22 protein-coding genes are annotated in these 21,685 nt (G+C 69.4%); 10 read left to right on the top strand and 12 right to left on the bottom strand.

Annotated elements, in window-relative coordinates; translation table 11 throughout:
- Nucleotides 1–92: 92 nt before the first annotated feature.
- Nucleotides 93–752, top strand: coding sequence for a hypothetical protein (locus AC6CCG_RS10220; protein ID WP_496654433.1), 660 nt, complete (start codon nt 93–95; stop codon nt 750–752).
- A 141-nt stretch (nt 753–893) separates the two neighbouring features.
- Here AC6CCG_RS10220 and rplI read toward each other — a convergent pair whose 3' ends face one another.
- The 11 genes from rplI to AC6CCG_RS10165 form a co-directional block, all read right to left on the bottom strand.
- On the bottom strand, nt 894–1,343 hold the full coding sequence (gene rplI / locus AC6CCG_RS10215; RefSeq protein WP_496654432.1) for a 50S ribosomal protein L9: 450 nt from the start codon (nt 1,341–1,343) through the stop codon (nt 894–896).
- Between the two features lie 19 nt (nt 1,344–1,362).
- The gene (gene rpsR, locus AC6CCG_RS10210) at nt 1,363–1,599 is read right to left on the bottom strand and encodes a 30S ribosomal protein S18 (protein ID WP_179752559.1); all 237 of its coding nucleotides are present in this window, start codon (nt 1,597–1,599) and stop codon (nt 1,363–1,365) included.
- 76 nt (nt 1,600–1,675) lie between these two features.
- On the bottom strand, nt 1,676–2,236 hold the full coding sequence (locus AC6CCG_RS10205; RefSeq protein WP_496654431.1) for a single-stranded DNA-binding protein: 561 nt from the start codon (nt 2,234–2,236) through the stop codon (nt 1,676–1,678).
- 114 nt (nt 2,237–2,350) lie between these two features.
- On the bottom strand, nt 2,351–2,641 hold the full coding sequence (gene rpsF, locus AC6CCG_RS10200; RefSeq protein ID WP_496654430.1) for a 30S ribosomal protein S6: 291 nt from the start codon (nt 2,639–2,641) through the stop codon (nt 2,351–2,353).
- Nucleotides 2,642–3,030: 389 nt separating this feature from the next.
- Nucleotides 3,031–3,933 (bottom strand): type IV toxin-antitoxin system AbiEi family antitoxin, encoded by a 903-nt coding sequence (locus AC6CCG_RS10195; protein WP_496654429.1) that lies wholly within the window; start codon nt 3,931–3,933, stop codon nt 3,031–3,033.
- 187 nt (nt 3,934–4,120) lie between these two features.
- Complete coding sequence (locus AC6CCG_RS10190; RefSeq protein ID WP_496654428.1) at nt 4,121–6,691, bottom strand: hypothetical protein; 2,571 nt, start codon at nt 6,689–6,691, stop codon at nt 4,121–4,123.
- Between the two features lie 83 nt (nt 6,692–6,774).
- Nucleotides 6,775–7,812 carry an ABC transporter ATP-binding protein gene (locus AC6CCG_RS10185; RefSeq protein ID WP_496654427.1) on the bottom strand — a complete coding sequence of 346 codons (1,038 nt, stop codon included), beginning with the start codon at nt 7,810–7,812 and terminating at the stop codon, nt 6,775–6,777.
- Complete coding sequence (locus tag AC6CCG_RS10180; protein WP_496654426.1) at nt 7,809–8,840, bottom strand: ABC transporter ATP-binding protein; 1,032 nt, start codon at nt 8,838–8,840, stop codon at nt 7,809–7,811. The genes AC6CCG_RS10185 and AC6CCG_RS10180 overlap by 4 nt, the downstream gene beginning before the upstream one ends.
- Before the next feature lie 10 nt (nt 8,841–8,850).
- Nucleotides 8,851–10,002: an ABC transporter permease gene (locus AC6CCG_RS10175; protein ID WP_496654425.1), complete on the bottom strand. Its 1,152-nt coding sequence runs from the start codon at nt 10,000–10,002 to the stop codon at nt 8,851–8,853.
- Between the two features lie 7 nt (nt 10,003–10,009).
- Nucleotides 10,010–11,008 carry an ABC transporter permease gene (locus tag AC6CCG_RS10170; protein ID WP_496654424.1) on the bottom strand — a complete coding sequence of 333 codons (999 nt, stop codon included), beginning with the start codon at nt 11,006–11,008 and terminating at the stop codon, nt 10,010–10,012.
- Nucleotides 11,005–12,969, bottom strand: a complete 1,965-nt coding sequence (locus AC6CCG_RS10165) for an ABC transporter substrate-binding protein (RefSeq protein WP_496654423.1) — start codon at nt 12,967–12,969, stop codon at nt 11,005–11,007. The genes AC6CCG_RS10170 and AC6CCG_RS10165 overlap by 4 nt, the downstream gene beginning before the upstream one ends.
- A gap of 141 nt (nt 12,970–13,110) precedes the next feature.
- Between AC6CCG_RS10165 and AC6CCG_RS10160 the strand changes: the two genes are divergently transcribed.
- Genes AC6CCG_RS10160 through AC6CCG_RS10150 form a run of 3 tightly spaced genes read left to right on the top strand, consistent with a single transcriptional unit; the run spans nt 13,111 to nt 15,491 of the window.
- A complete protein-coding gene (locus AC6CCG_RS10160; protein ID WP_496654422.1) occupies nt 13,111–13,551 on the top strand; it encodes a protein-tyrosine phosphatase family protein in 441 nt (146 codons plus the stop codon).
- Nucleotides 13,552–13,591: 40 nt separating this feature from the next.
- The gene (locus AC6CCG_RS10155) at nt 13,592–14,638 is read left to right on the top strand and encodes a M48 family metallopeptidase (protein ID WP_496654421.1); all 1,047 of its coding nucleotides are present in this window, start codon (nt 13,592–13,594) and stop codon (nt 14,636–14,638) included.
- Nucleotides 14,628–15,491 (top strand): phosphotransferase, encoded by an 864-nt coding sequence (locus AC6CCG_RS10150; protein WP_496654420.1) that lies wholly within the window; start codon nt 14,628–14,630, stop codon nt 15,489–15,491. Before AC6CCG_RS10155 ends, AC6CCG_RS10150 begins: the two co-directional genes overlap by 11 nt.
- Here AC6CCG_RS10150 and AC6CCG_RS10145 read toward each other — a convergent pair whose 3' ends face one another.
- Entirely contained in the window at nt 15,492–15,854 is a 363-nt protein-coding gene (locus tag AC6CCG_RS10145) for a VOC family protein (protein WP_496654419.1), read from the bottom strand.
- An 84-nt stretch (nt 15,855–15,938) separates the two neighbouring features.
- Here AC6CCG_RS10145 and AC6CCG_RS10140 point away from each other — a divergent pair, with 84 nt between their 5' ends.
- From AC6CCG_RS10140 to AC6CCG_RS10115, 6 genes are all read left to right on the top strand, one after another.
- Nucleotides 15,939–16,358 carry an SRPBCC family protein gene (locus AC6CCG_RS10140; protein WP_496654418.1) on the top strand — a complete coding sequence of 140 codons (420 nt, stop codon included), beginning with the start codon at nt 15,939–15,941 and terminating at the stop codon, nt 16,356–16,358.
- Nucleotides 16,355–16,912, top strand: coding sequence for a TetR/AcrR family transcriptional regulator (locus tag AC6CCG_RS10135; protein ID WP_496654417.1), 558 nt, complete (start codon nt 16,355–16,357; stop codon nt 16,910–16,912). Before AC6CCG_RS10140 ends, AC6CCG_RS10135 begins: the two co-directional genes overlap by 4 nt.
- Nucleotides 16,913–16,961: 49 nt before the next feature.
- Complete coding sequence (locus AC6CCG_RS10130) at nt 16,962–17,426, top strand: P-loop nucleotide/nucleoside kinase family protein (protein WP_496654416.1); 465 nt, start codon at nt 16,962–16,964, stop codon at nt 17,424–17,426.
- 50 nt (nt 17,427–17,476) lie between these two features.
- Nucleotides 17,477–18,295 (top strand): deoxyribonuclease IV, encoded by an 819-nt coding sequence (locus AC6CCG_RS10125; protein ID WP_496654415.1) that lies wholly within the window; start codon nt 17,477–17,479, stop codon nt 18,293–18,295.
- Between the two features lie 154 nt (nt 18,296–18,449).
- Nucleotides 18,450–19,907, top strand: a complete 1,458-nt coding sequence (locus AC6CCG_RS10120; RefSeq protein ID WP_496654414.1) for an FG-GAP-like repeat-containing protein — start codon at nt 18,450–18,452, stop codon at nt 19,905–19,907.
- Nucleotides 19,908–19,932: 25 nt separating this feature from the next.
- Nucleotides 19,933–21,363 carry a glucosaminidase domain-containing protein gene (locus AC6CCG_RS10115; RefSeq protein ID WP_496654413.1) on the top strand — a complete coding sequence of 477 codons (1,431 nt, stop codon included), beginning with the start codon at nt 19,933–19,935 and terminating at the stop codon, nt 21,361–21,363.
- The last annotated feature ends 322 nt before the right edge of the window (nt 21,364–21,685 follow it).

The raw sequence follows: 21,685 nt of genomic DNA, 5'->3' as shown, positions 1-21,685 counted from the left end.
CTCACGACTCACCGCGGGCAGGCCGTCGGCCGATCGCACATCGCCGAGGAACCGATCCTGACCGGCCTTCCCGCCGTGGCAGGGTTGAGCCCGTGCGCACCACCCTGATCTCCGTCCTCGGCAGCCCGGGCAGCGGAAAGTCGACTCTCTGCGGCGCGCTGGCCGAACGGTTCGCCGCGGCCGGCCGCTCGGTTGATCATTTCGCCGAGGAGCACATCCTGAGCCGGACGGAGTTCGCCGACGTGGCAACGGAGTTCGCCGGTGGCGCCGGCAGCGTACGGCCGGAGACGCTGATCACCGCCACCGAACGCTACCTGCGCCGGGCCGAGGGCGACGGCACCGAGTTGTTGATCACCGACGCTCTGCTGCCCTACATCCCGTCCCTGCTCGCCTGGGGACACGACGAGCCGGCGATCGAGGCGATCGTCGGCGAACTCGGCCGGGTCGCGCCGCCGACCCGGGTGATCATCGTCCGGCTGACCGACGACCCGCGGACCACCCTGCTCCGTGCGGTCGAACGGGAAGGTCCCGGCTGGCTGGACTGGTATGTCGGCAAGCTGCGGTCGGCGCCCGGCACCGGCCGGGTGACCGACCTGGACTCCGCCGCCGACCATCTTCGCGTCGAGGCCGAGCTGACCGGCCGGGTGCTGAACCGGACCGACTGGACCGTGATCGAACTCGAGGTCGGCGGCGGCGGTCCGGCGGAGCTCGCCGACCGTGCCTGGGAACTCCTTGCAGCCGCAGAAGTCTGAGTCAGTCGGAACCGGCGACATCGGCCGCGCTGCCGGCGACCTGGCCGGGCGGCCACGGCAACCCTGACCAGCAGTACGCCCCGAGAGACGACAACGGCCCCGCACCCGGATCCGGGTGCGGGGCCGCCGCGATGGTTCGGTTCAGCCGGCGGCGACGACCGTGACCGGCAGGTGCGCGGTGACGGCGTCGTGCAGCTTCACGCCGACGGTGTGCGCGCCGACGGTCTTGATCGGCTTGCCGATCTCGACGGTCCGCTTGTCCACCGACGGTCCGCCGGACTTCTTGATCGCGCCGACGACGTCAGCGGCCGTGATGGCGCCGAACAGCTTGCCGGTGTCACCGGCCCGCCGCTCGAGCTGGACGGTCAGGCCCTCGAGCTGGGTCCGGACCTCCTGGGCGTGATCGAGGCCGCGGATCTCCCGGGCGTCCCGGCTCCGCTTGATGCCCTCGATCTGCTTCTCGCCACCCTTGGTCCAACGGATCGCGAAGTGACGCGGGATCAGGAAGTTCCGGCCGTAGCCGTCCTTGACCTCGACGATGTCGCCGGCAACCCCGAGGTTGTCCACGGCGGCAGTCAGAATGAGCTTCATCTGGTCAGACTCCTTCGACTCAGCGCGCCGTCGAGGCGTACGGCAGCAGGGCCACCTCGCGGGCGTTCTTGATCGCGATCGCGACCTTGCGCTGCTCCTGGACACTCAGTCCGGTCACCCGCCGGGCGCGGATCTTGCCGCGCTCGGAGATGAACTTGCGCAGGGTGTTGACGTCCTTGTAGTCGATGTTCTGGCCGGCCTTCAGCGGGTTCGACTTCTTCTTCGGCTTGCGCTGAACAGGCGGTGATGTGGCCATTGTGGTGCTCTCCTTTACTGAGCCCGGCCAGGGCCTGTCTCCCCGGCCGGAATGTGCCTGTGGTTGGTCAGATGGATCAGAACGGGGGTTCGTCGCTCTGCGGCGACGCCCACGGGTCGCTGCCGCCGGACGGCTGGCCCCCGCGCGGCGAGGCCGGGGCACCGGTGGCCCACGGGTCGTCGCCGCCCGAGTTGCCGCCGTAACCGCCGCCACCGCCGCTGTTGTTGCTGTAGCCGCCGCCTCCGCCGCCGCCACCCTGGCGACCCTGACCGGCAGGGTTCCGGGTCACCTTGGCCGAGGCGTACCGCAAAGCGGGACCGATCTCGTCGACGTCGATCTCGAAGACGGTGCGGCGCTCACCCTCGCGGGTGTCGTACGTCCGCGACTTCAGGCGTCCCTGGACGATCACGCGCATGCCCTTCTGCAGCGACTCGGCGACGTTCTCCGCCGCCTGCCGCCAGACGGCGCAGTTGAGGAACATCGCCTCGCCGTCCCGCCATTCGCCGGTCTGCCGGTCGAAGGTGCGCGGCGTCGACGCGACGGTGAAGTTGGCCACCGCCGCACCCGAGGGGGTGAAGCGAAGCTCCGGGTCGGCGGTGAGGTTGCCGACGAGCGTGATCTGGGTTTCGCCTGCCATCGTTGAGGTCTCCGTCAAGCTAGTACGGTCTGCGGTCGCTCCCTAGGGTGCCAGCATCTACTGACAACGACACCCCCTGCGGGCCGCAATCTGTGGACAAATCCCCCGGACGTGTCAGTGCAGCTCGGGCCGGATGACCTTGGTCCGCATGACCGTTTCGTTGATCGAGAACTGACGGGTCAGTTCCTTCACGTCGTCCGGGGCTGCGGTCAGGTCGATCACCGCGTAGATGCCTTCGGACTTCTTCTGGATGTCGTACGCCAGCCGGCGACGGCCCCAGATGTCAAGATTCTCGACCGATCCGCCACCGTTGGTGATGATCTTCAGGTACTGCTCGAGCGTCGGCTGAACGGAACGCTCTTCAGTATCGGGGTCGAGGATGACCATGATCTCGTACTTGCGCATGCGCGAACTCCACCTCCTCTGGTCTCGGCGGCCACGGGACGTCCCCGTGGCAGGAGGGCGAATGCAGCGAGCCGGCTCGTTCCGCGAGCAGCCCGCACGGCGGCGCCGAAGCGACACCGACCCCGCAGACTACCCGCCGGCCCCCGCTCGGCGCCAATCCACCCGGCCCGCACCGATCCCGCTCCGATCCGCGACCGTTGCTCGCATCCGCGACCGCTGCAACGGTCGCGGATGGGTGGAACGGTCGCAGATCCCCCCGGATCGAAGTCCGTCGGCGCCGGCGCAAACCCGGCCACCGGCAAGTGCAGATCACCCGGTCCGCGACCGCTGCTCCCGTCCGCGACCGCTGCAACGGTCGCGGATGCGGGGCTGGGCCGTGGGCGGTCAAGTCAGGTCCGGGCGCGGGCGAACGCTCGGCGGACGCGTGCGGCGAGGTTGGCGGGGCGGGAGAGGTCGTCCCAGATCAGCCGGACGACCTCCCAGCCGAGGTCGCGCAGCGCGTCCTCCCGGAGCTTCTCGGCCACGATGACGTCAGAACTCGTCTCGCCCGGCCTCAGCAGCCGGCCGTACTTGATCAGACCGTCGAATTCGCCGAGGGTCCGCTGTTCCGGCCAGGCATAGTCACACCGAGCGACGAACTCACCACGCTCGTCGTACACCTCGAACTGCAGAGTCGGCGGCGGTAGACCTGCCGCAGCCATGACGAACCGACCTTCCGACTCGCCCACGCTCTCGCTCCGCCCGTCGGCGAAGTCCAGCACCCGGCGAGCCCGGCCGATCCCGGTGCACCCGCCGAGCCTGCCGACCGCGGCCGCGGCCTGTTCGACCGTCATGCCGAAGGCGAGCGCAGCGTCGGCCACGGCCACCCCGCGACGCTCCGGTAGTCGGCGGGCCACGTCGACGGTGGTGCGGGCCAGTGTCGTCACCGGACGCCCGTCGAGAACCACCCGATCCGCGTCCGTCAGCAGTACCGCGTGCAGGTGGACAGACTTTCTGACGTAGCCGCCCGACCGGCCCGGCCGACTCAACTCGACCCGATCCAGCGTGTTCCTCATGATCGGCAATCCGTGCAGCGCCGCAGCCGAGAGGTGACTGACGACGACATCGGTGCTGCTCAGTCGCAGCGTCGCGTCGATCAACTGTCGGTGCTGCTCCCGTTCATCGTCAGGCACCTCGGTCACGTATCCACCACGCCGGACCCGGATCAGCTCCCGCCGCCGGACCAGCCGTGCGATCTCCGAGGGCCGAAACCCTTCCGCGGCCAACTGCCGCGCCATCACAACCTCGCTCACCCTTCGAACCCCACCACCGCAACCGCCCTGTCGCCACCGCCGCAGAAAATCTGTGGAAAGGAGACATGGGCTGCGGCCAACTGTGGACAACCGCTCCATGGCCCGATCCGCGACCGTTCCACGCAAACGCGACCAGTGCAACGGTCGCGGATCGGAGGAACGGTCGCGGTTGCGGAACTCGGGATGGTCAGGTGGCGGCGCGGGCTTGAGGGCCTCCGGTGAACTGGTCGCTGGTGACCAGGTGGTACGGCTGGTTGGCCAGGTCGGGCTCGAAGCCGGGGTGGACGGTGACGCCGGCTTCGCCGTGGTCGACGGTGAAGAAGTACATCAGCGGGTACGTCGACGCGGTGTAGCCGGCCGGGATGATGCCCTGGTAGCCGCCGTTCGCGGGCTCCAGGGCGACGCTCTCGAAGGACTCGGCCTGGTTGACGTGCCGGTAGTTCAGCCGGACGCCGGTCACGCCGGGATCGGCCTGTACGGCGATGACCAGGTCCTCGCCCCGGGCGTACGTCTTCGGCGGGTCGTGCCGCAGCCCGGTCCGGACCGGCCGGAGCGGGTGCTCGATCGGGGCCGACTCGTCGGCGGTGATGTGTTCCGGGCCGGTGGCCTCGGCGAGCTCGGCCTCCATCGAGATCACGTCCTGCTCCAGCGCCGGCAGCCGGTCGGCCCAGTGGCCGTGCTCGTTGCGCTCCGGGCCGAAGCGCAGGTCGATCGTGTAGATGCCGTCGACGATCGGCAGGATCTCCGCGTAGGCGCGCAGAGCGGCCCGGTGCTGGTCGACGGCCCGACGCAGCGAGCCGACGTTGCCGGTCCGGCGCCACACCGCGTAGTCGGCGGCAGCGCGGAACTTCGCGGCGAAGTAGCGGCCCAGCCGGTGCTGGACCTCCAGGTCGACCAGGGCCCGGCGGAGCTGCGGCGACGGGTCGGCGACGGACCGCAGCGATTCCAGCGGCCCGGCCGCCGCGTCGACCATCCCGTCGAGCCAGCCCGCCACCTCGGCCGGGGTGTGCCGGCCGTCCAGCCGCCCGGTGGCCAGGTCGTCGGCGTACTGGTCGATCACGTAGAACTGGGTCGGGTCGAACGGGCTGACCGTGCCCCAGCGCGGCGGGTCGTCGGTGTCGCGGTAGTGCCCGGGGTGGACGCCGTCGGTGATCGGCAGGTTGGTGTAGACCTCCGGCCAGTAGCCGTTGTTGGAGCCGCCGACGCCGTGCACGACGGTGATCAGCGGCAGGATCCGGCTGAGCGGCGCCAGCGCATCGGCCACGGCGTCGGCCGCGTCCCCGTACGTCTCGCGCAGGTGGCCTGCCCATTCATCGGCCGGCGCGTCCGGATTGTGCAGCAGCCGGCCCCAGAGCAGATAGGTGTACTTGTACTTGGTCCAGTCCCGCAACCCGAGCTCGAGTTCCGGATCGACGTACAGTTCGCGGCCGCCGGGCCGGCCGGATCCCTTGCGTCCCTTGAAGAACAGCGGTTCGCAGACGTCGACGCCGCGGGCGCCGGCGAAGGTGGACAGCCGCCCGTAGCCGGCCGCGAGCGCCGGGTCGCCCCAGAGCAGCACCTTCTGGGTGCCCGGCCAGACCCGGAAGATCAGGTCGGCCCGGCGATCTTCGTTGAGGAAGTCGCCGTACCCGTAACGGGTGAACCGGCGGGAGAACTCGGTGATCGCCGTCATCTCCTTGCCCGGCGGCACCGGCTTGGCCTCCTCCCGGCGGCGGATCGTCGTCTGGTGGTACGGCAGCCCCTGGTGCTCCGCCCAGTACTTCGCGGACAGCACCGGGTGCAACGTGGGCTGATCGACCGCGTCCAGCAGAGCTTGATCGACTCCCTTGGCGTGCATGTCGACCTCGAGCTCGCGGCCCGTCGCCGCCAGCGCGTCGAACACCGTGCCCCAGAACGCCTCATGGCCATGATCATGAATGCCGCCCTCGTAGTGCACCCGGAAGGTGAACCCGGTCAGCTCGGGCACCTCGGCGACCAGCCGGGTGATCGCGGCGGCACAGTAGTCGGCGTGGGTCTCCGGGGTGAGGCCGGTGATCGGGAACCGGTGTTCGGAGTCGCGGCCGTAGTCGTAGGCGTGGTTCCACAGGCCGAGCTGGAACTTCAGGCCGCGTCGGGTCGCTTCGGCCGCGACGAACTTGATCACCTCGAGGTTGTCACGTTGTTCCTCGGCCAGGACTCCCTCCGCCCGGACGTCCCAGCCGTCGACGTCGAACAGGAACGGGTAGGCGAAGCAGAGGTAGTTGTCGGTCGCGCCGTGCCGGTCGGCGCCGTAGTTGTACTGCATGCCGAGGGCGAGGTGGAACCGGCTGAACCGGCAGCGCGCGATCCAGTCCAGATAGTCGGTCCAGAACTGTCGATCATGGAACCAGGGCAGGTCCTCGTCGACGCTGGAGAAGGACCGCATGATCCCCCGCGTCGGTACGGCAGCCGCGGCGCGCCGCCCGTCCAGCCGGCCGATCGCCGCGGCCAGCGAACCGTCCAGGGCGAGCTGGTCGGCCAGCCCGATCAGCGCGTACGAGGCGCCGACGGCCGCGCCGGACCGGATGGTGAGGCGACCGTCAGCGGCCTCGTACGAGAAGTCCTCCGGACCGTGATCAGCCGCGGCGACCACGGTCACCGTCGGGTCCTCGCCGGCGATGATCAACTCCGCTCCGCGCTCGGCCAGCTGGCCGGCGAGGATCCCGCCGGCCCAGTCGACCGGTGGTCCGGCGACCGCCGAGTCGATCTCGAGGACGACCGGGGTGGGACGGGTTTCCATGATCAGGACTCCTTCGGTTTCAGGGGATCGGGCTTGGCCCTTCGACAGGCTCAGGGCGCGTGGTGGGCGGCTCGGGGGGCGACTCAGGGCACGGTCTGGTCGACGCCGGTCAGGGTCAGCGTCTCGGTATGGTGGCAGGCGGCTCGATGATCACCGGCGAGGACCCGCAGCTCCGGCCGCTGCTGCACACACGCCGCGTCGTCGGCGTACTCGCAGCGGGTGTGGAAGAAGCAGCCGGTCGGTGGATTCGCCGGGTCGGGGAAGTTGTCCGGCAGCCGGTGCCGGCGTCCGGTGCCGCGCAGCCGCGGGTCCGGCCGCGGCACGGCCGACAGCAGCGCCTGGGTGTAGGGATGCCGTGGCTGGCAGTACAGCTCGGCGGTGTCGGCCAGCTCGACGATCTTGCCCAGGTACATCACGGCGACCCGGTCGCAGAGGTTCTCCACCACCGACATGTCGTGCGAGATGAACAAGTAGGTCAGTTCGAACTCCTCCTGCAGGTCGCGGAGCAGGTTCAGCACCTGCGCCCGGACCGACACGTCCAGCGCCGAGACGGCCTCGTCGGCGATCACCAGCCGCGGCTCGGTGATCAAGGCCCGGGCGATGTTGACCCGCTGCCGCTCGCCGCCGGAGAAGGCGTGCGGGTAGCGGCGCAGATGACCCGGCGACAGGCCGACCTTGCGCAGCATGATCGCGACCCGCTCCTCCAGCTCCGACCCGCGGGCGATGCCGCCGACGCGGAGCGGGTCGCCCACGATCTCCAAGATCGTCATCCGCGGGTTCAAGGAGGAGAACGGATCCTGGAAGACGACCCGGACCTGGTTCTGGTACGGCCTCAGCTCGCGGGCGTTCAGCGCGGCGAGGTCGACCACCCGGCCGTCCGGGCCGCGGTAGTGCAGCCGGCCCTCGGTCGGCCGCTCGCTGCGGACGATGCACCGGCCGAGCGTCGTCTTGCCGCAGCCGGACTCGCCGACCAGGCCGAGCACCTCACCGGGCCGGACCGCCAGGCTGACCCCGTTGACCGCGTGCACGTGCCCGGTGGTCCGCGCGAACAGCCCGGTGCCACGGATCGGGAACCGCATCGACAGGTCCTCGACGGACAGCAGGGCGTCGGAGTCGATCATGACGCGACCTCCACCCGGTGCCGGTCCAGCCGTTCTCGATCATGGAGGACGCAGCGGGCCCGGCGCCGGTCGCCGAGCTCGACCTGCGGCGGGTCCTCGGCGTCGCACAATCCCGGAATCGCCTCCGGACAGCGCGGATGGAAGGGGCAGCCGGCCGGCCGTTGCAGCGGCGGTGGCACCTGACCCGGGATCGTCGCCAACCGCTCCCGGGCGCCGCGGCCCATCCGCGGGATCGAGGCGAGCAGCGCCCGGGTGTACGGGTGCTGCGGGTCGTGGAAGATGTCGTCGACCGGCCCCTGCTCGACCACCGTGCCGAGATACATCACCACCACCTCGTCGGCGATCTCGGCGACCACGCCGAGGTCGTGGGTGATGAAGATCATCGACATCTCGGTCTCGGCCTGGAGATCGGCCAGCAGGTCGAGGATCCGGGCCTGGGTGGTGACGTCCAGTGCGGTGGTCGGCTCGTCGGCGATCAGCAGTCGCGGCCGGCAGGACAGCGCGATCGCGATCATCACCCGCTGGCACATCCCGCCGGACAGCTGGAACGGGTAGCTCTCCATGATCCGTTCCGGCCGCGGGATGCCGACCCGGCCGAGCAGCTCCACGCCCCGTTTCCGGGCCTCCTCCTCGGTCAGGTCGAGGTGCACCCGGATCGCCTCCACCAGCTGGTTGCCGACCGTGTACATCGGCGACAGCGAGGCCATCGGCTCCTGGAACACCATCGCGATCTCGCCGCCGCGAATCTCCCGCAGTCGTTCACCCTCGGGATCCAGCGCGACCAGGTCGACGGGCTCGGCATCGCCACCGGACAACAGGATCCGGCCGTCGACGATGCTCCCCGGCCGTTCGATCAGGCGCAGCACGGATCTGGCTGTGATGCTCTTGCCGCAACCGGACTCGCCGACCACACAGACCGTCTTCCCGGCCGGCACCGAGAGACTCACTCCGTCCACGGCGCGGACCACGCCGCCGTCGACGAAGAAGTGGGTCCGCAGCCGGTCGATCTCGAGCAGGATGTCGGCCATCGGGCCCCCTTCAGTTCTTGTACGGATCGGCGGCATCCCGCAGTCCGTCCCCGACGAAGTTCAACGAGAGCACGGCGAGCACCACGGCCAGGCCGGGCAGCATCAGCCAGGGCGCGGTGGCGACCACCCGGATGTTCTGGGCCTCCTGGAGCAGCACGCCCCAGCTGACCACCGGCGCCTGCAGGCCCAGGCCGAGGAACGACAGCGAGGTCTCGGCCAAGATCATCGCCGGCACCGACAGGGTCAAGGACGCGATCAGGTGGCTGCTGAACAGCGGCAGCAGGTGCCGGAAGATCATCCGCGGCGCCCGGTTGCCGTCCAGCCGGGCGGCGGTGACGAACTCCTCCTCGCGCAAGGACAGGAACCGGCCGCGGGTCACCCGGGCCAGCTCGGTCCAGGCGAAGATCGCCAGGATCGAGGTGATCGCGAAGTAGCGCTGCAACGGGCCCCAGTCGCCCGGCACCGCGGCGGCCAGGCCGAGCCACAGGGGCAGCGTCGGCACCGACATGAAGAACTCGACGATCCGCTGGATGACGGTGTCCAGCCGGCCGCCGAAGAAGCCGGAGATGCCGCCGAGCCCGACCCCGAGCAGGAACGCGATGGCGACGCCGACCAGGCCGATCGTCATCGACACCCGGGTGCCGTGGATGATCCGGGACAACATGTCACGGCCGTTCCGGTCCGAGCCGAGCAGGTACATCGGCTGGCTGTCGTCGACCGGACCGAGCAGGTGCACGTTGCCCGGAAACAGGCCCCACAGCCGGTAGCCCTCCGCCGACGTGTCGAAGAACCGCAGCGGGATCCGGGTGTCCGGGTCCACCGAGTAGATCAACTTCAGCGACTCCGGGTCCATCTCGGACCGGTAGCCGTTCACGAACGGCCCGAGCCGGATCCCGCCGTCGGAGACGTCGACGAACTGGACCACCTGCGGCGGGGCATACGGGTACGCCTCGTTGAACGCGTCGCTGCTGTACGGCGCCAGGAACTCGCCGAACAGCGCGACCAGATAGAACACGATCGTGATCACGGCTCCGACCATGGCCAGCTTGTGCCGCCGGAACGCCCGCCAGACGAGCCTGCCCTGACCCGCGGTCGACAGGTCGGCCCGGCTTCCGGTCACGGCGGGCTGGTCCACCGATTCGCGTTCTGCGAGGGTCGTCATGATCACCTCACCCGCCGATCCGGAGCCGGATCCGCGGATCCAGCCAGGCCAGCGCGAAGTCGGACAGCAGCGTTCCGATCACCGTGAGCACCGAGACGATCAGGATGATCGAGCCGGCCAGGTACATGTCCTGGCTGAGCAGCGAACTCAGCAGCACCGGACCGGTGGTCGGCAGCGACAACACCTGGGCGACGATCACCTCGCCGGAGACCAGCGCCGGCAGCACCCAGCCGATCGTCGAGATGAACGGGTTCAGAGCGACCCGCAGCGGATACTTCAAGATCAGCTTGCGTTCCGGGATGCCACGGGCCCGGGCCGCGATCACGTACGGCTTGCGCAGTTCGTCCAGCAGGTTGGCCCGCAGGATCCTGATCAGTCCCGCGGTGCCGGCCATGCCGAGCACGACGACCGGCACCCAGAGGTGTCCGAGCAGGTCGAGGATCCGGCCCAGGTTCCAGTTGGCGTCGGCGAAGTCGGGCGAGAACAGGCCGCCGACGCTGGCCCCGAAGAACCGGTAGCCGAGATACATCAGGACCAGCGCGATCAGGAAGTTCGGCACGGCCAGGCCGAGGAAGCCGATCGTGGTGGCCAGGTAGTCGCCGAACTTGTACTGCCGGACCGCCGAGTAGAGCCCGACCGGCAGGGCGATGATCCAGGTGAAGATCAACGTGCAGAGGGCGATCATGATCGTCAGGGGCAGCCGTTGCGCCAGCACGGTGGTGACCGGGCGGTTCAGCTGGAACGACTCGCCGAAGTCGCCGGTCAGGATGCCGCCGATCCACTTCCCGTACTGCACCCAGATCGGCGAGTCCAGGCCGTAGCGCAGCTCCAGGGCGGCGATCCGGGCCTGGTCGACCTCGCCGCCCTGGGCCCGCATCTGCGCGATCAGGGTGGTCAGGTAGTCGCCCGGCGGCAGCGAGATGATCAGGAACGCGACGATGCTGATCAAGAACACAGTCGGGATCATGTAGAGCAGCCGGCGCACCACGTAACTGAGCATGATCATGACTCCAGGTAGTAGGTCGTCATGTTGGTGACCGCCGGGTACGGACACTTGAAGGACATCCACATCTGGTCGTCGCCCGGCACGTTGCGCAGCCGGTTCGTCCTGACGCAGAAGGGTTCGCCGGGCAACGAGAGGCCCATCGTCCAGAACTCGTCCCGGGCGATCTCGATCACTTCCTTGATCGCCGCGTACTGGGCGTCCCGGTCGGCCGTGCCGACGACCCGTTCGCGATAGATCGACATCTGCCGTTGCATCGCTGCCGGCGGCGGTTCGTTCGGCTCGCCGCCCTCGTACCAGCGGGACCACAGCGGCGCGTACGACGAGCCGCCGGTGGCGAACAGCCAGCGCGGATCGCCGAGCAGATCCAGATAGCCGACCTCGCCCTTGTCCAGCGTGCAGTCGTAGTCGTTCGCGTCCATCCGGGTCGAGACCAGCTCCGGGCTGGCGGTCTCGATCCGCAGTTCGATGCCGACCTCGGCCCAGGTCCGCTTGACGAACTCCATGCAGTCGATCAGGTCCGGGTAGCGGGACTGGCACAGCACGGTGATCACGATCGGCCGACCGTCCGGGCCGAGCAGTCGGCCCTCGCCGTCCCGCTCGGCGAGGCCGGCCTTGCCGAAGTGGTCACGGGCCAGGTCGAGATCGAACTCGGTGTACTGGGTGCCGAAGTCGTCCGAGGTGTAGAACGGCACTTCGGGCCGCGGTGCTGTCTGCCAGGGCCGGCCCTGGCGCAGGTAGACCAGGTCGATGATCTGCTGCCGGTTGATCGCATGCGACAGGCCGATCCGGAAGTCCCTGTTCTGGAACAGTTTCCGGCGGACCGGGTCCGGGTGGGTCAGGTTGATGCAGATCCCGACCGTGTTGTGGTTCGGCTCCCGTACCTTGATCAACTCGTAGTCGCCGAGGTCCTGGCCGTCGCTGAGCACCGGCCGGTTCTTCGGGATCGTGATCTCCTGCCGCTGATAGAGGTCCACGTCGCCGTTGGCGGCGGCGAGCAGCAGCGGGCCTTCCTCGGCGAAGAAGGTGAACACCACCTGATCGAGATACGGCAGCTGACTGCCGTCCGGATCGACCTTCCAGTAGTAGGGATTGCGTTCCCACACCTGCCGGCCGCCGTCGCCGTGCGGGTTGCGCGGTACCCAGCCGCTGAGCACCGGCAGGTCGATGTTCTCCAGCTCGTCGATCTTGGCCAGGAAGTCCTGGCTCCAGTCATCCGGCAGGTCCGGGTTGAGGCCGCCGTGGAACTGCTCCAGATAGTGCCGCGGCAGCAGCCGGAACGGCGGCCCGTGGATCGCGATCTGCTCGAGGAACAAGGAGTTCGGGCTGTCGAACGCGAACCGGACCTCCCAGTCACCGGTGGCGCTGACCCGGACCGGCTGCCCGTTCGCGGTGAGCGCCCGCGGCACCACCGGCGTGACGCTCTCGTTGCGCAGGACGTTCTCGTACCACCAGGTCAGGTCGTCCGCGGTCAGCGGCTCGCCGTCGGACCAGCGCATCCCCTCGCGCAGGTGGAAGACGTAGAGCGCACCGTCCCGCTCCACCTCGTACGCCTCCGCGATGTTGGGCAGAATCTCGCTGTACAAGGGATCCCAGGTGATCAGATGATCATGGACGACGGTCATCCAGAGCCAGCTGGCGTCGGTGCTCTCCAGCACCGTCTGCAGCGCGCCGCCGTACACCCCGATCTGATCGAGCGGCTCGATCACCCGAGGATTCCGCGGCAGCCGCTGTTCCACCGGCGGCAGCGCCCCGGCGGCCACCTGCTCGGCCAGCATCGGCGCCTCGGCTCCCTTGGGACCGGCCTTGGCATCGCCGCGGTCCGGCTCCAGCGAGAAGAAGCTGCACCCGCCGAGGCCGGCCGCACCGGCGGACAGGCCCGCCAGCGAAAGGAAGTCCTTGCGACTGAACGCCGGCCGCCGGGAAGGTCCCCCGGGCCAGGGCGTCGAATGACCCTGCCACATCGGCGTCATCTCCCTCGATGAGATGCCGTTAATCCGCTGTGCAACATCACTACTCCGCACTGCGGAATTCGTGATTTAAGCTTAAACGCCGGACCGGAGCCGGTCAATGGGTTGCCGCCGGCCTCCGCCATCCTTGGACGCATGGAGTCGTGGAGTGACGGGACGAGCGGACTGGTCGAGTTGCCGGACGGCCGCCGGGTTCGCGGGCGCGGGCTCCGGCACGGCCGCCCGGAGGGACCGGAACGGCCACAGCTCGGGGTCTACCTGACTGCCAAGCCGCATGCGGAGGACGGCTGGGAGTCGGTCTGGATCCGCTGGCCGGACTTCCGGCTGCCGCACTCCAGGACCGAGGCGATCCGGGTGCTGCGCCGCGTCCATGATCAAAGTGCGGATCGCCGGGTCGAGCTGGCCTGCGGCGGCGGGATCGGTCGGACCGGCACCGCGGTGGCGATCCTGGCCCGGCTCAGCGGGGTGCCGGCCGCGGACGCCGTCGCGTGGACCCGGCGGCACTATCACCCGCGTGCGGTGGAGACGCCGTGGCAACGCCGGTTCGTGGCCCGGGTCGACCTTGACCCGCACTGATCACCCGCTGCTGCTTCCGCCGCGGACTACCCTCGGTGCCATGACCGAAGACTCCTCGCGGCCGGGGCGCATCCGGTTCCCGGATCTCAGCCCGCGCGCGTACGAACACCCCGCCGACCGCGGCGCCCTGGTGGCGCTGCGCGCGATCCCCGGCTTCGACCAGGTGCTCAAGGCGATCTCCGGAGCGATCGGCGAACGCAGCGTCCGGCTGGCCTTCCTGGCCACCTCGATCCGGGTCTCGCCGCGTCAGTTCCCGGAACTGCACCAGGTGCTCACCGAGTGCGCCACGACGCTGGATCTGCAGCCGGTGCCGGAACTGTACGTGCAGCGTGACCCGATGCCCAACGCGATGGCGATCGGGCTGGACAAGCCGATCATCGTGATCACCACCGGCATGCTCGACATCGTTGATCATGAAGGGCTGCGGTTCATCGTCGGCCATGAGGTCGGCCACGTGCTGTCCGGTCATGCGCTCTACCGGACGATGCTGCTGCAGCTGATCGCGGTCGCGAACTCGATCCAGTGGATGCCGATCGGCGTCTGGGGCCTGCGGGCGATCATCCTCGGGCTGAACGAGTGGTTCCGGAAGTCCGAGCTGTCCTGTGACCGGGCCGGGCTGCTCTGCGGCCAGGACCCGAAGGCGGCGCTGCGGGTGCATGCCGCACTGGCCGGAGCCAAGGACCCTGACGAGATGGACACCACGGCGTTCCTCGATCAGGCGAAGGAGTACGAGTCCGGCGGCGACATCCGGGACAGCTTCCTGAAGATCCTGCAGACCGCCGACCTGACCCACCCGATGGCGGCGCTGCGGGCCGCCGAGCTGCAGAAGTGGGTCCAGGACGGCTACGAGGACGTGCTGGCCGGCAACTACCCGCGGCGCTCGGCGGACAAGGACGCCCCGCTGAGCGAGGACGTGAAGGCGGCCGCGGCCTCGTACAAGAAGGACTTCGAGACGTCCGCCGATCCGCTGTTCAAGGTGCTCAACAAGGCCGGCACGGTGGTCAGCGGCGTCAGCGGCAGCGCCGCGAACCGGGTTCGCGACTGGTGGAAGAGCGGGCCGGGCGCCCGGCCGGACGGTGACCGCTGACGCTCCGGTGCGGTCGCTGGTCACGCACGGCGACGACGAGCTCGCCGCCCTGCTCGGCGGGGAGCTCGTCGCACGGGAACCGGTCCGCGAATGGCCGCTCTCGCTGACCCAGCGGGTCGAGCTCGCCGACGGCCGGCGGTACGCCTACAAGTCGATGCTGCCGCCGCTGGTCGAGTCGGCGTTCTACGACGCCGCGAGGTCGTCGCTGCTGCCGGGCCACCGGTCGCTCGGCACCCTCGGCGGCTGCTCGACCCTGGTGGTCGACTGGATCGACGCGCCGTCCCTGGCCGGGCTCGCCGCCGATCATGATCAACTGCTGCGGCACGGTGAGGCGGTCCTTGATCGGCTCGCGCAGCTGGGCGGTGGGCCTCCGGTCTATCTGGACGTCGGGTCGCCGGAGCGGTGGACGGCCGAGGTGGACCGTACCCTCGACAAGCTGCGCCGGTTGATCAAGGACGGCCGGTTCCGCGAGCCGGGACCGGACGTGATCAGCACCGTCGCGGACTGGGCTGCCTCGGCACCGGTGATCGACAGGATCGCCACCGAGTCCCGGGTGGTGCACCGGGACCTGAAGCCGGAGCACATCCTGCTCGTCGAGGACGGCTACCGGGTGATCGACTGGGGCACGCCGGCCGTGGCGCCGGCCCGAATCGACCTGGTCTGGCTGCTCGCCGAGGCCGGCACGGATCCATTCCCGTACGTGGATCCGGCCGACTACGGCGTCGCGTACTTCCTGCACCTGCGCTGGGCCGTGGTGGCACAGCACGACTTCTTCCCCGACGTCACCGCGCCGATCTTCCAGGAGTGGGCCGACGAGGGAGCCGCCGCGATCCAGCGGGTCGCGGGTTCATGATCAGTTCGGCCGCGCGCCGAGGTGCACGACGTTGCCGTCGAAGTCCCTGACCTGCGCGGTCCGTTCGCCCCAGGGCTGATCGGCCGGTTCGGCGTCGACCGTCGCGCCGGCCGCCCTGAGTTGATCAACGGCGGCGTCGCAGTCGTCCACGTACAGCCAGAGGGCGAACCGCCGGGACGGTTCGGTCGCCTCGGGATCGCGGCCGATGCCGAGCTTCGTCCCGCCGATCGCCAGGGTGACGTAGTCCGGCGGTCCCTCGTCCGGGAACTGGTAGGTCACCTCCGCTCCGACCAGGTCACGGTAGAACCGCAGCGCCCGGTCCACCTCCGGCACCGCGAGGATCGGGAACGACTCCCTGTACATCCGTACTCCCTTCGTCGGGTCTCACCACTACCACGTCCGAGCCGCCCGGAAATCGACACCGCAGCCGTGTGTACCATTTGGTACATGAAGGTGGAACAAGAGACCACGATCGATGCACCGGCCTCGGTGGTGTGGTCGATCCTCGCCGACGTGGAGCGCTGGCCCGAGTGGACGGCGTCCATGACGTCGCTCCGCCTGCTCGACGGCGAACTCCGGGTCGGGGCACGCGTCGAGGTCGTCCAGCCGAAGCTGCCCAAGGCGGTCTGGACGGTGAGCCGGCTCGACGAGAACAGCCGGTTCGACTGGACCGCGGACTCGACCGGGTTGACGACCGTCGGCCGCCACTCCGTCGAACCGACCGCGACCGGATCCCGGGCGAAGCTGGGCTTCGAGCAGACCGGCCCGCTGTCGGGGCTGTTCGGGCTGCTGCTCGGCAAGCTGGCCCGGAATTACGTCGCGATGGAGATGGCCGGCCTCAAGGAACGGTCCGAGGCCACTCGGTGACCGGTCGGCAGGCGCTGTTGGACCGCGCCGTCGACTACCTGTCCCGGGCCGGGATCGGTGACATCAGCCTGCGCCGGCTGGCCGAGGAGGTCGGCACCAGCCACCGGATGGTGATCTATCACTTCGGGTCGCGGGACGGGCTGCTGGCCGCCGTCGTCGCGGAGGTGGAACGCCAGCAGCGGGAGCTGCTCGACGCTGTGATGGATCCCCACCGGCCGACGCTCGAGCAGGGTCGCGACTACTGGCGGGCGGTGTCGGCGGCCGCCGAGCGGCACGGCCGGTTGTTCTTCGAGCTCGGCGCGCACGCGATGCAGGATCGGGAGCACGCCCGGCCACTGCGGCGCGGGCTGATCGATCCGTGGCTGCCGCCGCTGGAGCAGCTGTGCCGGCGGCTCGGCGTACCGGAGCAGGACTGTGCGGCGACCGCCCGGCTCGCCCTGGGAGCCGCCCGCGGGCTGCTGTTCGATCTTCTGCTGACCGGTGATCGGGTGGCCGTCGACGCCGCCGCGGAGCGGTTGAACCAACTGCTCGTACCGACCTCGTTGCGATCTTGAACGACATCCCCCGATCTGCCGGATCCGGCGGCCCGATGGGTGCAGAATCATGATCATGAAGCAGTACCCGGTTCGGCGGGCGACGGCGCCGACCCTCCACCTGCTCGCGAGCCCCGACGGTTCCGGCACCACCGACCTCGCCCGGGAGCTGGAGCGGAGCAATCCTGCGGTCCGATTCACCTTCGACGAGTGGATGCAGCAGCTCTACCGGTTACCGGACGACGATCCGGGCTACGGCGAGCTCGCCGAGCGCTGCACGAACCTGATCTGGGACACGGCCTGCCAGGTGCTCGGTGCCGGTGCCGACGCGGTGCTGGACTGGAACCAGTGGAGCCGGTCGGAGCGGGCGGCCTGGCAGGACCGCGCCCGGATCGCCGGCTTCCGGGCCGCCCTGCACCTGCTGCCCGGCCGGGCCGAGCAGCCGGACCGGCGTTTCGAGGAGCCCTGCGCCGACGAGGAGTTGGAGATCAGGATCGTGAGTCCGGAGCGGAAGCTCCCGGCCGGCCTCGACTGAGTCGGCGGCCCGCCCAGCGGGTGTCGGTGGCGGTCGCTAGGGTCGGCCGGGTGAGTGACACGCTGACAGCAGAGACCCTCGCCATCGGCGGCCATGGGGACCAGGAGGACCCGATCGCGGAGGCGGTCGCCCGGCAGGCGAACCTGGCGCAGTTCTTCCTCGGCGACCCGCAGGGCTGGAAGGCGCCGACGGTCGCCTATGCCGGCGGCGCCGCGGCGCTGCGGGAGGCGGCGGAGGCCGCGAAGATCACGTTGTACGTGCACGCGCCGTATGTGCTGAACGTCGCGACCTCGAACAACCGGATCCGGATCCCGAGCCGGAAGCTGCTGCAACAGACGGTCACGCTGGCGGCCGAGGTCGGCGCGGCCGGGGTGATCGTGCACGGCGGCCACGGGCTGAAGAACGACGACCCGGAGGGCGGCTTCGACAACTGGCGCAAGTGCATCGAGCGGCTGGACGCGCCGGTGCCGATCCTGATCGAGAACACCGCCGGCGGTGACAACGCGATGGCCCGCCGGCTGGACCGGATCGCCCGGCTCTGGGACGCGATCGGGCAGGCCGAGGGCGGCGACCGGGTCGGCTTCTGCCTGGACACCTGCCACGCGCACGCCGGCGGCGAGGACCTGGCCGGAGTGGTTGACCGGGTGAAGGCGATCACCGGCCGGGTCGACCTGGTGCACGCCAACAACTCGCGCGACCCGTTCGACTCCGGCGCCGACCGGCACGCCAACTTCACCGAGGGCGAGATCGCCGGCGAGTCGCTGCTGCACGTGGTGACCACGGCCGGCGCACCGGTGATCGTGGAGACGCCCGGCGGCCGGGAGGGTCAGGCCGGCGACATCGCCTGGCTGCGGGAGCAGCTGTCCTGATCGCCGGGTTTCGGACATCGCCGCGTCAGCGTCGCGTCAGAGTCCGGTGAGTCTCGCCCCGTAGAACGGTGCCACCGGCATCGAGCCGGCCGACGGGGTGATGGGTCACGGATGACGCTTCCTCGTCGTCACTGCGCGAGGAAGTGAGACTGCGATGCCAACGAATGCGCTCGCCCGACGCGAGCCCCTCAGTCTGCGCCTGGCCGCCGTTGTGGTGGCGCTGGCGCTCGGACTCTTCGGTGCGGTGGCCGCGCCGATCCTGACCGGATCCGAACGACCGGCGTACGCGGCGGCCACCCGCGCCGGCATCGCGGAGACCGCGAACCGCCAGGTCGGCTACCAGGCCCCGGGCAGCCAGTGCCAGCCGTACGGCCCGCTCTGCGCGGACTGGTGTGCCATGTTCGCCACCTGGGTCTGGGAGAAGTCCGGCGTCGCCGGTGCGCCGCGGAAGACGTACGTGGCGACGGCGGTCGGCTCGTGGGGCGTGTCGAAGGGGCTGTTCAAGCGTCGCCCGGCCGGCCAGCGCGGCAACCCGCTGCCCGGCGACATCGTCGTGTACGGCGAGCCGGGCTCCGGCACGGGCGGCCACGTGTCGGTGGTCTACTCGGTGAACCGGGACGGCACGATCACCACGATCGACGGCAACTACAGCAACGCCGTGAAGAAGCGGACCATCAATCCGACCACGGCCCGGGCCGGCGGCCGGAACGTCCTGATCTCCGGCTACGTCGCCCCGCCCGGGGTGTCCGACGCGCCGCCGGCGCCGCCGAAGCCGACCGGCACGGTGGGTGACTTCTCCGGTGACGGGTTCTCCGACGTTCTCGGCGCCGACGCCAAGGGCAACCTCTTCTACTACCCGAACAACAGCAACGCTTCCGGCAAGTTCAAGCCGGCGCTCGGCAAGCGGGCCGAGATCGGCCACGGCTGGTCGACCTTCCCACACGTGATGTCGGCCGACTTCTCCGGCGACCGGCACGCCGACGTCCTCGCCGTCGATGCCAAGGGCAACCTGTTCTACTACCCCAACAACAGCAACGCGACCGGGAAGTGGAAGCCGGCCCTCGGCAAGCGCACCCAGCTCGGTCACGGCTGGAGCACCATGAAGTTCGTCCAGGCCGCCGACTTCTCCGGTGACGGCCACGCCGACATCGTGGCGGTCGACGCCAAGGGCAACCTCCTCTACTACCCGAACAATTCCAAGATCACCGGAAAGTGGAAGCCCGCCCTCGGCAAGGCCGTCGTGATCGGGCATGGCTGGGCCGGCATGAAGTTCGTCCAGGCCGCCGATTTCTCCGGCGACAAGTACGCCGACGTGATCGCCGTCGACGGCAAGGGCGGGATGTTCTACTACCCGAACAATTCGAACGCGTCCGGCAAATTCAAGCCGGCCCTGGGAAAGCGCGCCCAGATCGGGCACGGCTGGTCGACGATGAAGCATCTTCAGGCCGCCGACTTCTCCGGCGACAAGCACGCCGACATCATCGCCGTCGACAGCAAGGGCGGCCTCTACTACTACCCGAACAGCTCCCGAGTGACCGGCAAGTGGAAGCCGGCCCTCGGCAAGCGGGCCGAGATCGGCCACGGCTGGAACACCTTCCGGGCCATCGCCTGAGCTCCCGACACGGAAAGGAATGATCATGAAGTCTCGAAAGATCTTGAGCCGGTTCCGTTCGGTGCTGGCCGTCGGCGTGGCCGCTGCCGGACTGGTCGCGGCCGGGCTGGCCACGGCACCGGCGGCCCAGGCCGACCCGCAGTCGTACTTCGCGAAGACCGTACCCGGCGCTCAGGCGACCCAGAAGGAGTTCCGGGTCCCCGCATCGGTGACCCTGGCCCAGTCGGCTCTGGAATCGGCCTGGGGTGCCAGCAAGCTGTCCAAGAACGACAACAACTACTTCGGCATCAAGTGCGGCAGCGGTGGTGATCATGGTCCGATCGCGATCGGCTGCCACGACTACCCGACCGAGGAGTGCACGCCGGGCTGTCATACCGAGCACGCGTACTTCCGGGTCTACCGGAGCACCACCGACGGCCTGCGCGACTACGGCCGGATCCTGTCCACGCTGCCCCGCTACGCGGCCGCCTTCAAGTACGTGAACAACCCGGACCAGTTCGCCCGGGAGGTGCAGAAGGGTGGCTGGGCGACCGATCCCGACTACGCCGACAAGCTGATCTCGATCATGAAGAAGTACAACCTGTACAAGTACAACGTCGCTCCGGTCCCGCCGAAGCCGGCCGGCACGGTGGGCGACTTCTCCGGTGACGGATACTCCGACATCCTCGGCGCCGACGCCAAGGGCAACCTCTTCTACTACCCCAACAACAGCAACGCGACCGGCAAGTTCAAGCCCGCCCTCGGCAAGCGCGCCGCGCTCGGCCACGGCTGGATCGGCTACCCGCACATCATGTCGGCCGACTTCTCCGGCGACCGCCACGCCGACGTCCTGGCCGTCGACGCCAAGGGCAACCTCTTCTACTACCCCAACAACTCCCGCGCCAGCGGCAAGTGGAGCCCCGCCCTCGGCAAGCGCACCCAACTCGGCCACGGCTGGAACACCATGAAGTTCGTCCAGGCCGCCGACTTCTCCGGCGACGGCCACGCCGATCTCATCGCCGTCGACGCCAAGGGCAACCTCCTCTACTACCCGAACAATTCCAAGATCACCGGAAAGTGGAAGCCCGCCCTCGGCAAGGCGGTCGTGATCGGGCATGGCTGGAACACCATGAAGTTCGTCCAAGCCGCCGACTTCTCCGGCGACAAGTACGCCGACATCATCGCCGTCGACGCCAAGGGCGGCATGTTCTACTACCCGAACAACTCCAACGCCACCGGCAAGTTCAAGCCCGCCCTCGGCAAACGCGCCCAGATCGGCCACGGCTGGTCGACAATGAAACACCTCCAGGCCGCCGACTTCTCCGGCGACAAGCACGCCGACATCATCGCCGTCGACGCCAAGGGCGACATGTACTACTACCCCAACAACTCCCGGGCCACCGGCACGTGGAAGCCCGCCCTCGGCAAACGAGCCGCCATCGGCCACGGCTGGAACACCTTCCAAGCCATCGCCTGATCCAAACGAACCACCGGCAGCCACCCGCTGCCGGTGGTTCGCCATCTGGCCTGGCACTTCGACAAGCTCAGTGCACGTTCCCCTCGCACCTCGCGACCCCTCCCCCATCGTGACTCGATCACCGCTCGTTCATCCCAGTCGAGGAGACCCGGCCGGCGCTCGGCTCTCCAACGGCCCCGAAGAGGCTCGCCATGATCAAGAAGGCGGTCGGGGTCCGGGGGTGGGTGCGCGGACGTGGATGGGCCTGGCGGGAGGCCGCATCGCAGTACCGCGGCAGCGGCACCCAGACCATCGCGGCCGGATGGTTGTCCGCGCACCCACC

This window comes from Microlunatus sp. YIM B11417 (assembly GCF_059617205.1).
This window is presented reverse-complemented; position numbering and strand designations above follow the sequence as displayed.

Excerpts from the sequence above, each read along its gene's own strand:
- rplI (WP_496654432.1), bottom strand. The coding sequence starts at position 1,343 with ATGAAGCTCATTCTGACTGCCGCCGTGGACAACCTCGGGGTTGCCGGC.
- rpsR (WP_179752559.1), bottom strand. The coding sequence starts at position 1,599 with ATGGCCACATCACCGCCTGTTCAGCGCAAGCCGAAGAAGAAGTCGAAC.
- AC6CCG_RS10205 (WP_496654431.1), bottom strand. The coding sequence starts at position 2,236 with ATGGCAGGCGAAACCCAGATCACGCTCGTCGGCAACCTCACCGCCGAC.
- rpsF (WP_496654430.1), bottom strand. The coding sequence starts at position 2,641 with ATGCGCAAGTACGAGATCATGGTCATCCTCGACCCCGATACTGAAGAG.
- AC6CCG_RS10190 (WP_496654428.1), bottom strand. The coding sequence starts at position 6,691 with ATGGAAACCCGTCCCACCCCGGTCGTCCTCGAGATCGACTCGGCGGTC.
- AC6CCG_RS10185 (WP_496654427.1), bottom strand. The coding sequence starts at position 7,812 with ATGATCGACTCCGACGCCCTGCTGTCCGTCGAGGACCTGTCGATGCGG.
- AC6CCG_RS10180 (WP_496654426.1), bottom strand. The coding sequence starts at position 8,840 with ATGGCCGACATCCTGCTCGAGATCGACCGGCTGCGGACCCACTTCTTC.
- AC6CCG_RS10175 (WP_496654425.1), bottom strand. The coding sequence starts at position 10,002 with ATGACGACCCTCGCAGAACGCGAATCGGTGGACCAGCCCGCCGTGACC.
- AC6CCG_RS10170 (WP_496654424.1), bottom strand. The coding sequence starts at position 11,008 with ATGATCATGCTCAGTTACGTGGTGCGCCGGCTGCTCTACATGATCCCG.
- AC6CCG_RS10165 (WP_496654423.1), bottom strand. The coding sequence starts at position 12,969 with ATGTGGCAGGGTCATTCGACGCCCTGGCCCGGGGGACCTTCCCGGCGG.
- AC6CCG_RS10160 (WP_496654422.1), top strand. The coding sequence starts at position 13,111 with ATGGAGTCGTGGAGTGACGGGACGAGCGGACTGGTCGAGTTGCCGGAC.
- AC6CCG_RS10155 (WP_496654421.1), top strand. The coding sequence starts at position 13,592 with ATGACCGAAGACTCCTCGCGGCCGGGGCGCATCCGGTTCCCGGATCTC.
- AC6CCG_RS10145 (WP_496654419.1), bottom strand. The coding sequence starts at position 15,854 with ATGTACAGGGAGTCGTTCCCGATCCTCGCGGTGCCGGAGGTGGACCGG.
- AC6CCG_RS10140 (WP_496654418.1), top strand. The coding sequence starts at position 15,939 with ATGAAGGTGGAACAAGAGACCACGATCGATGCACCGGCCTCGGTGGTG.
- AC6CCG_RS10130 (WP_496654416.1), top strand. The coding sequence starts at position 16,962 with ATGATCATGAAGCAGTACCCGGTTCGGCGGGCGACGGCGCCGACCCTC.
- AC6CCG_RS10120 (WP_496654414.1), top strand. The coding sequence starts at position 18,450 with ATGCCAACGAATGCGCTCGCCCGACGCGAGCCCCTCAGTCTGCGCCTG.
- AC6CCG_RS10115 (WP_496654413.1), top strand. The coding sequence starts at position 19,933 with ATGAAGTCTCGAAAGATCTTGAGCCGGTTCCGTTCGGTGCTGGCCGTC.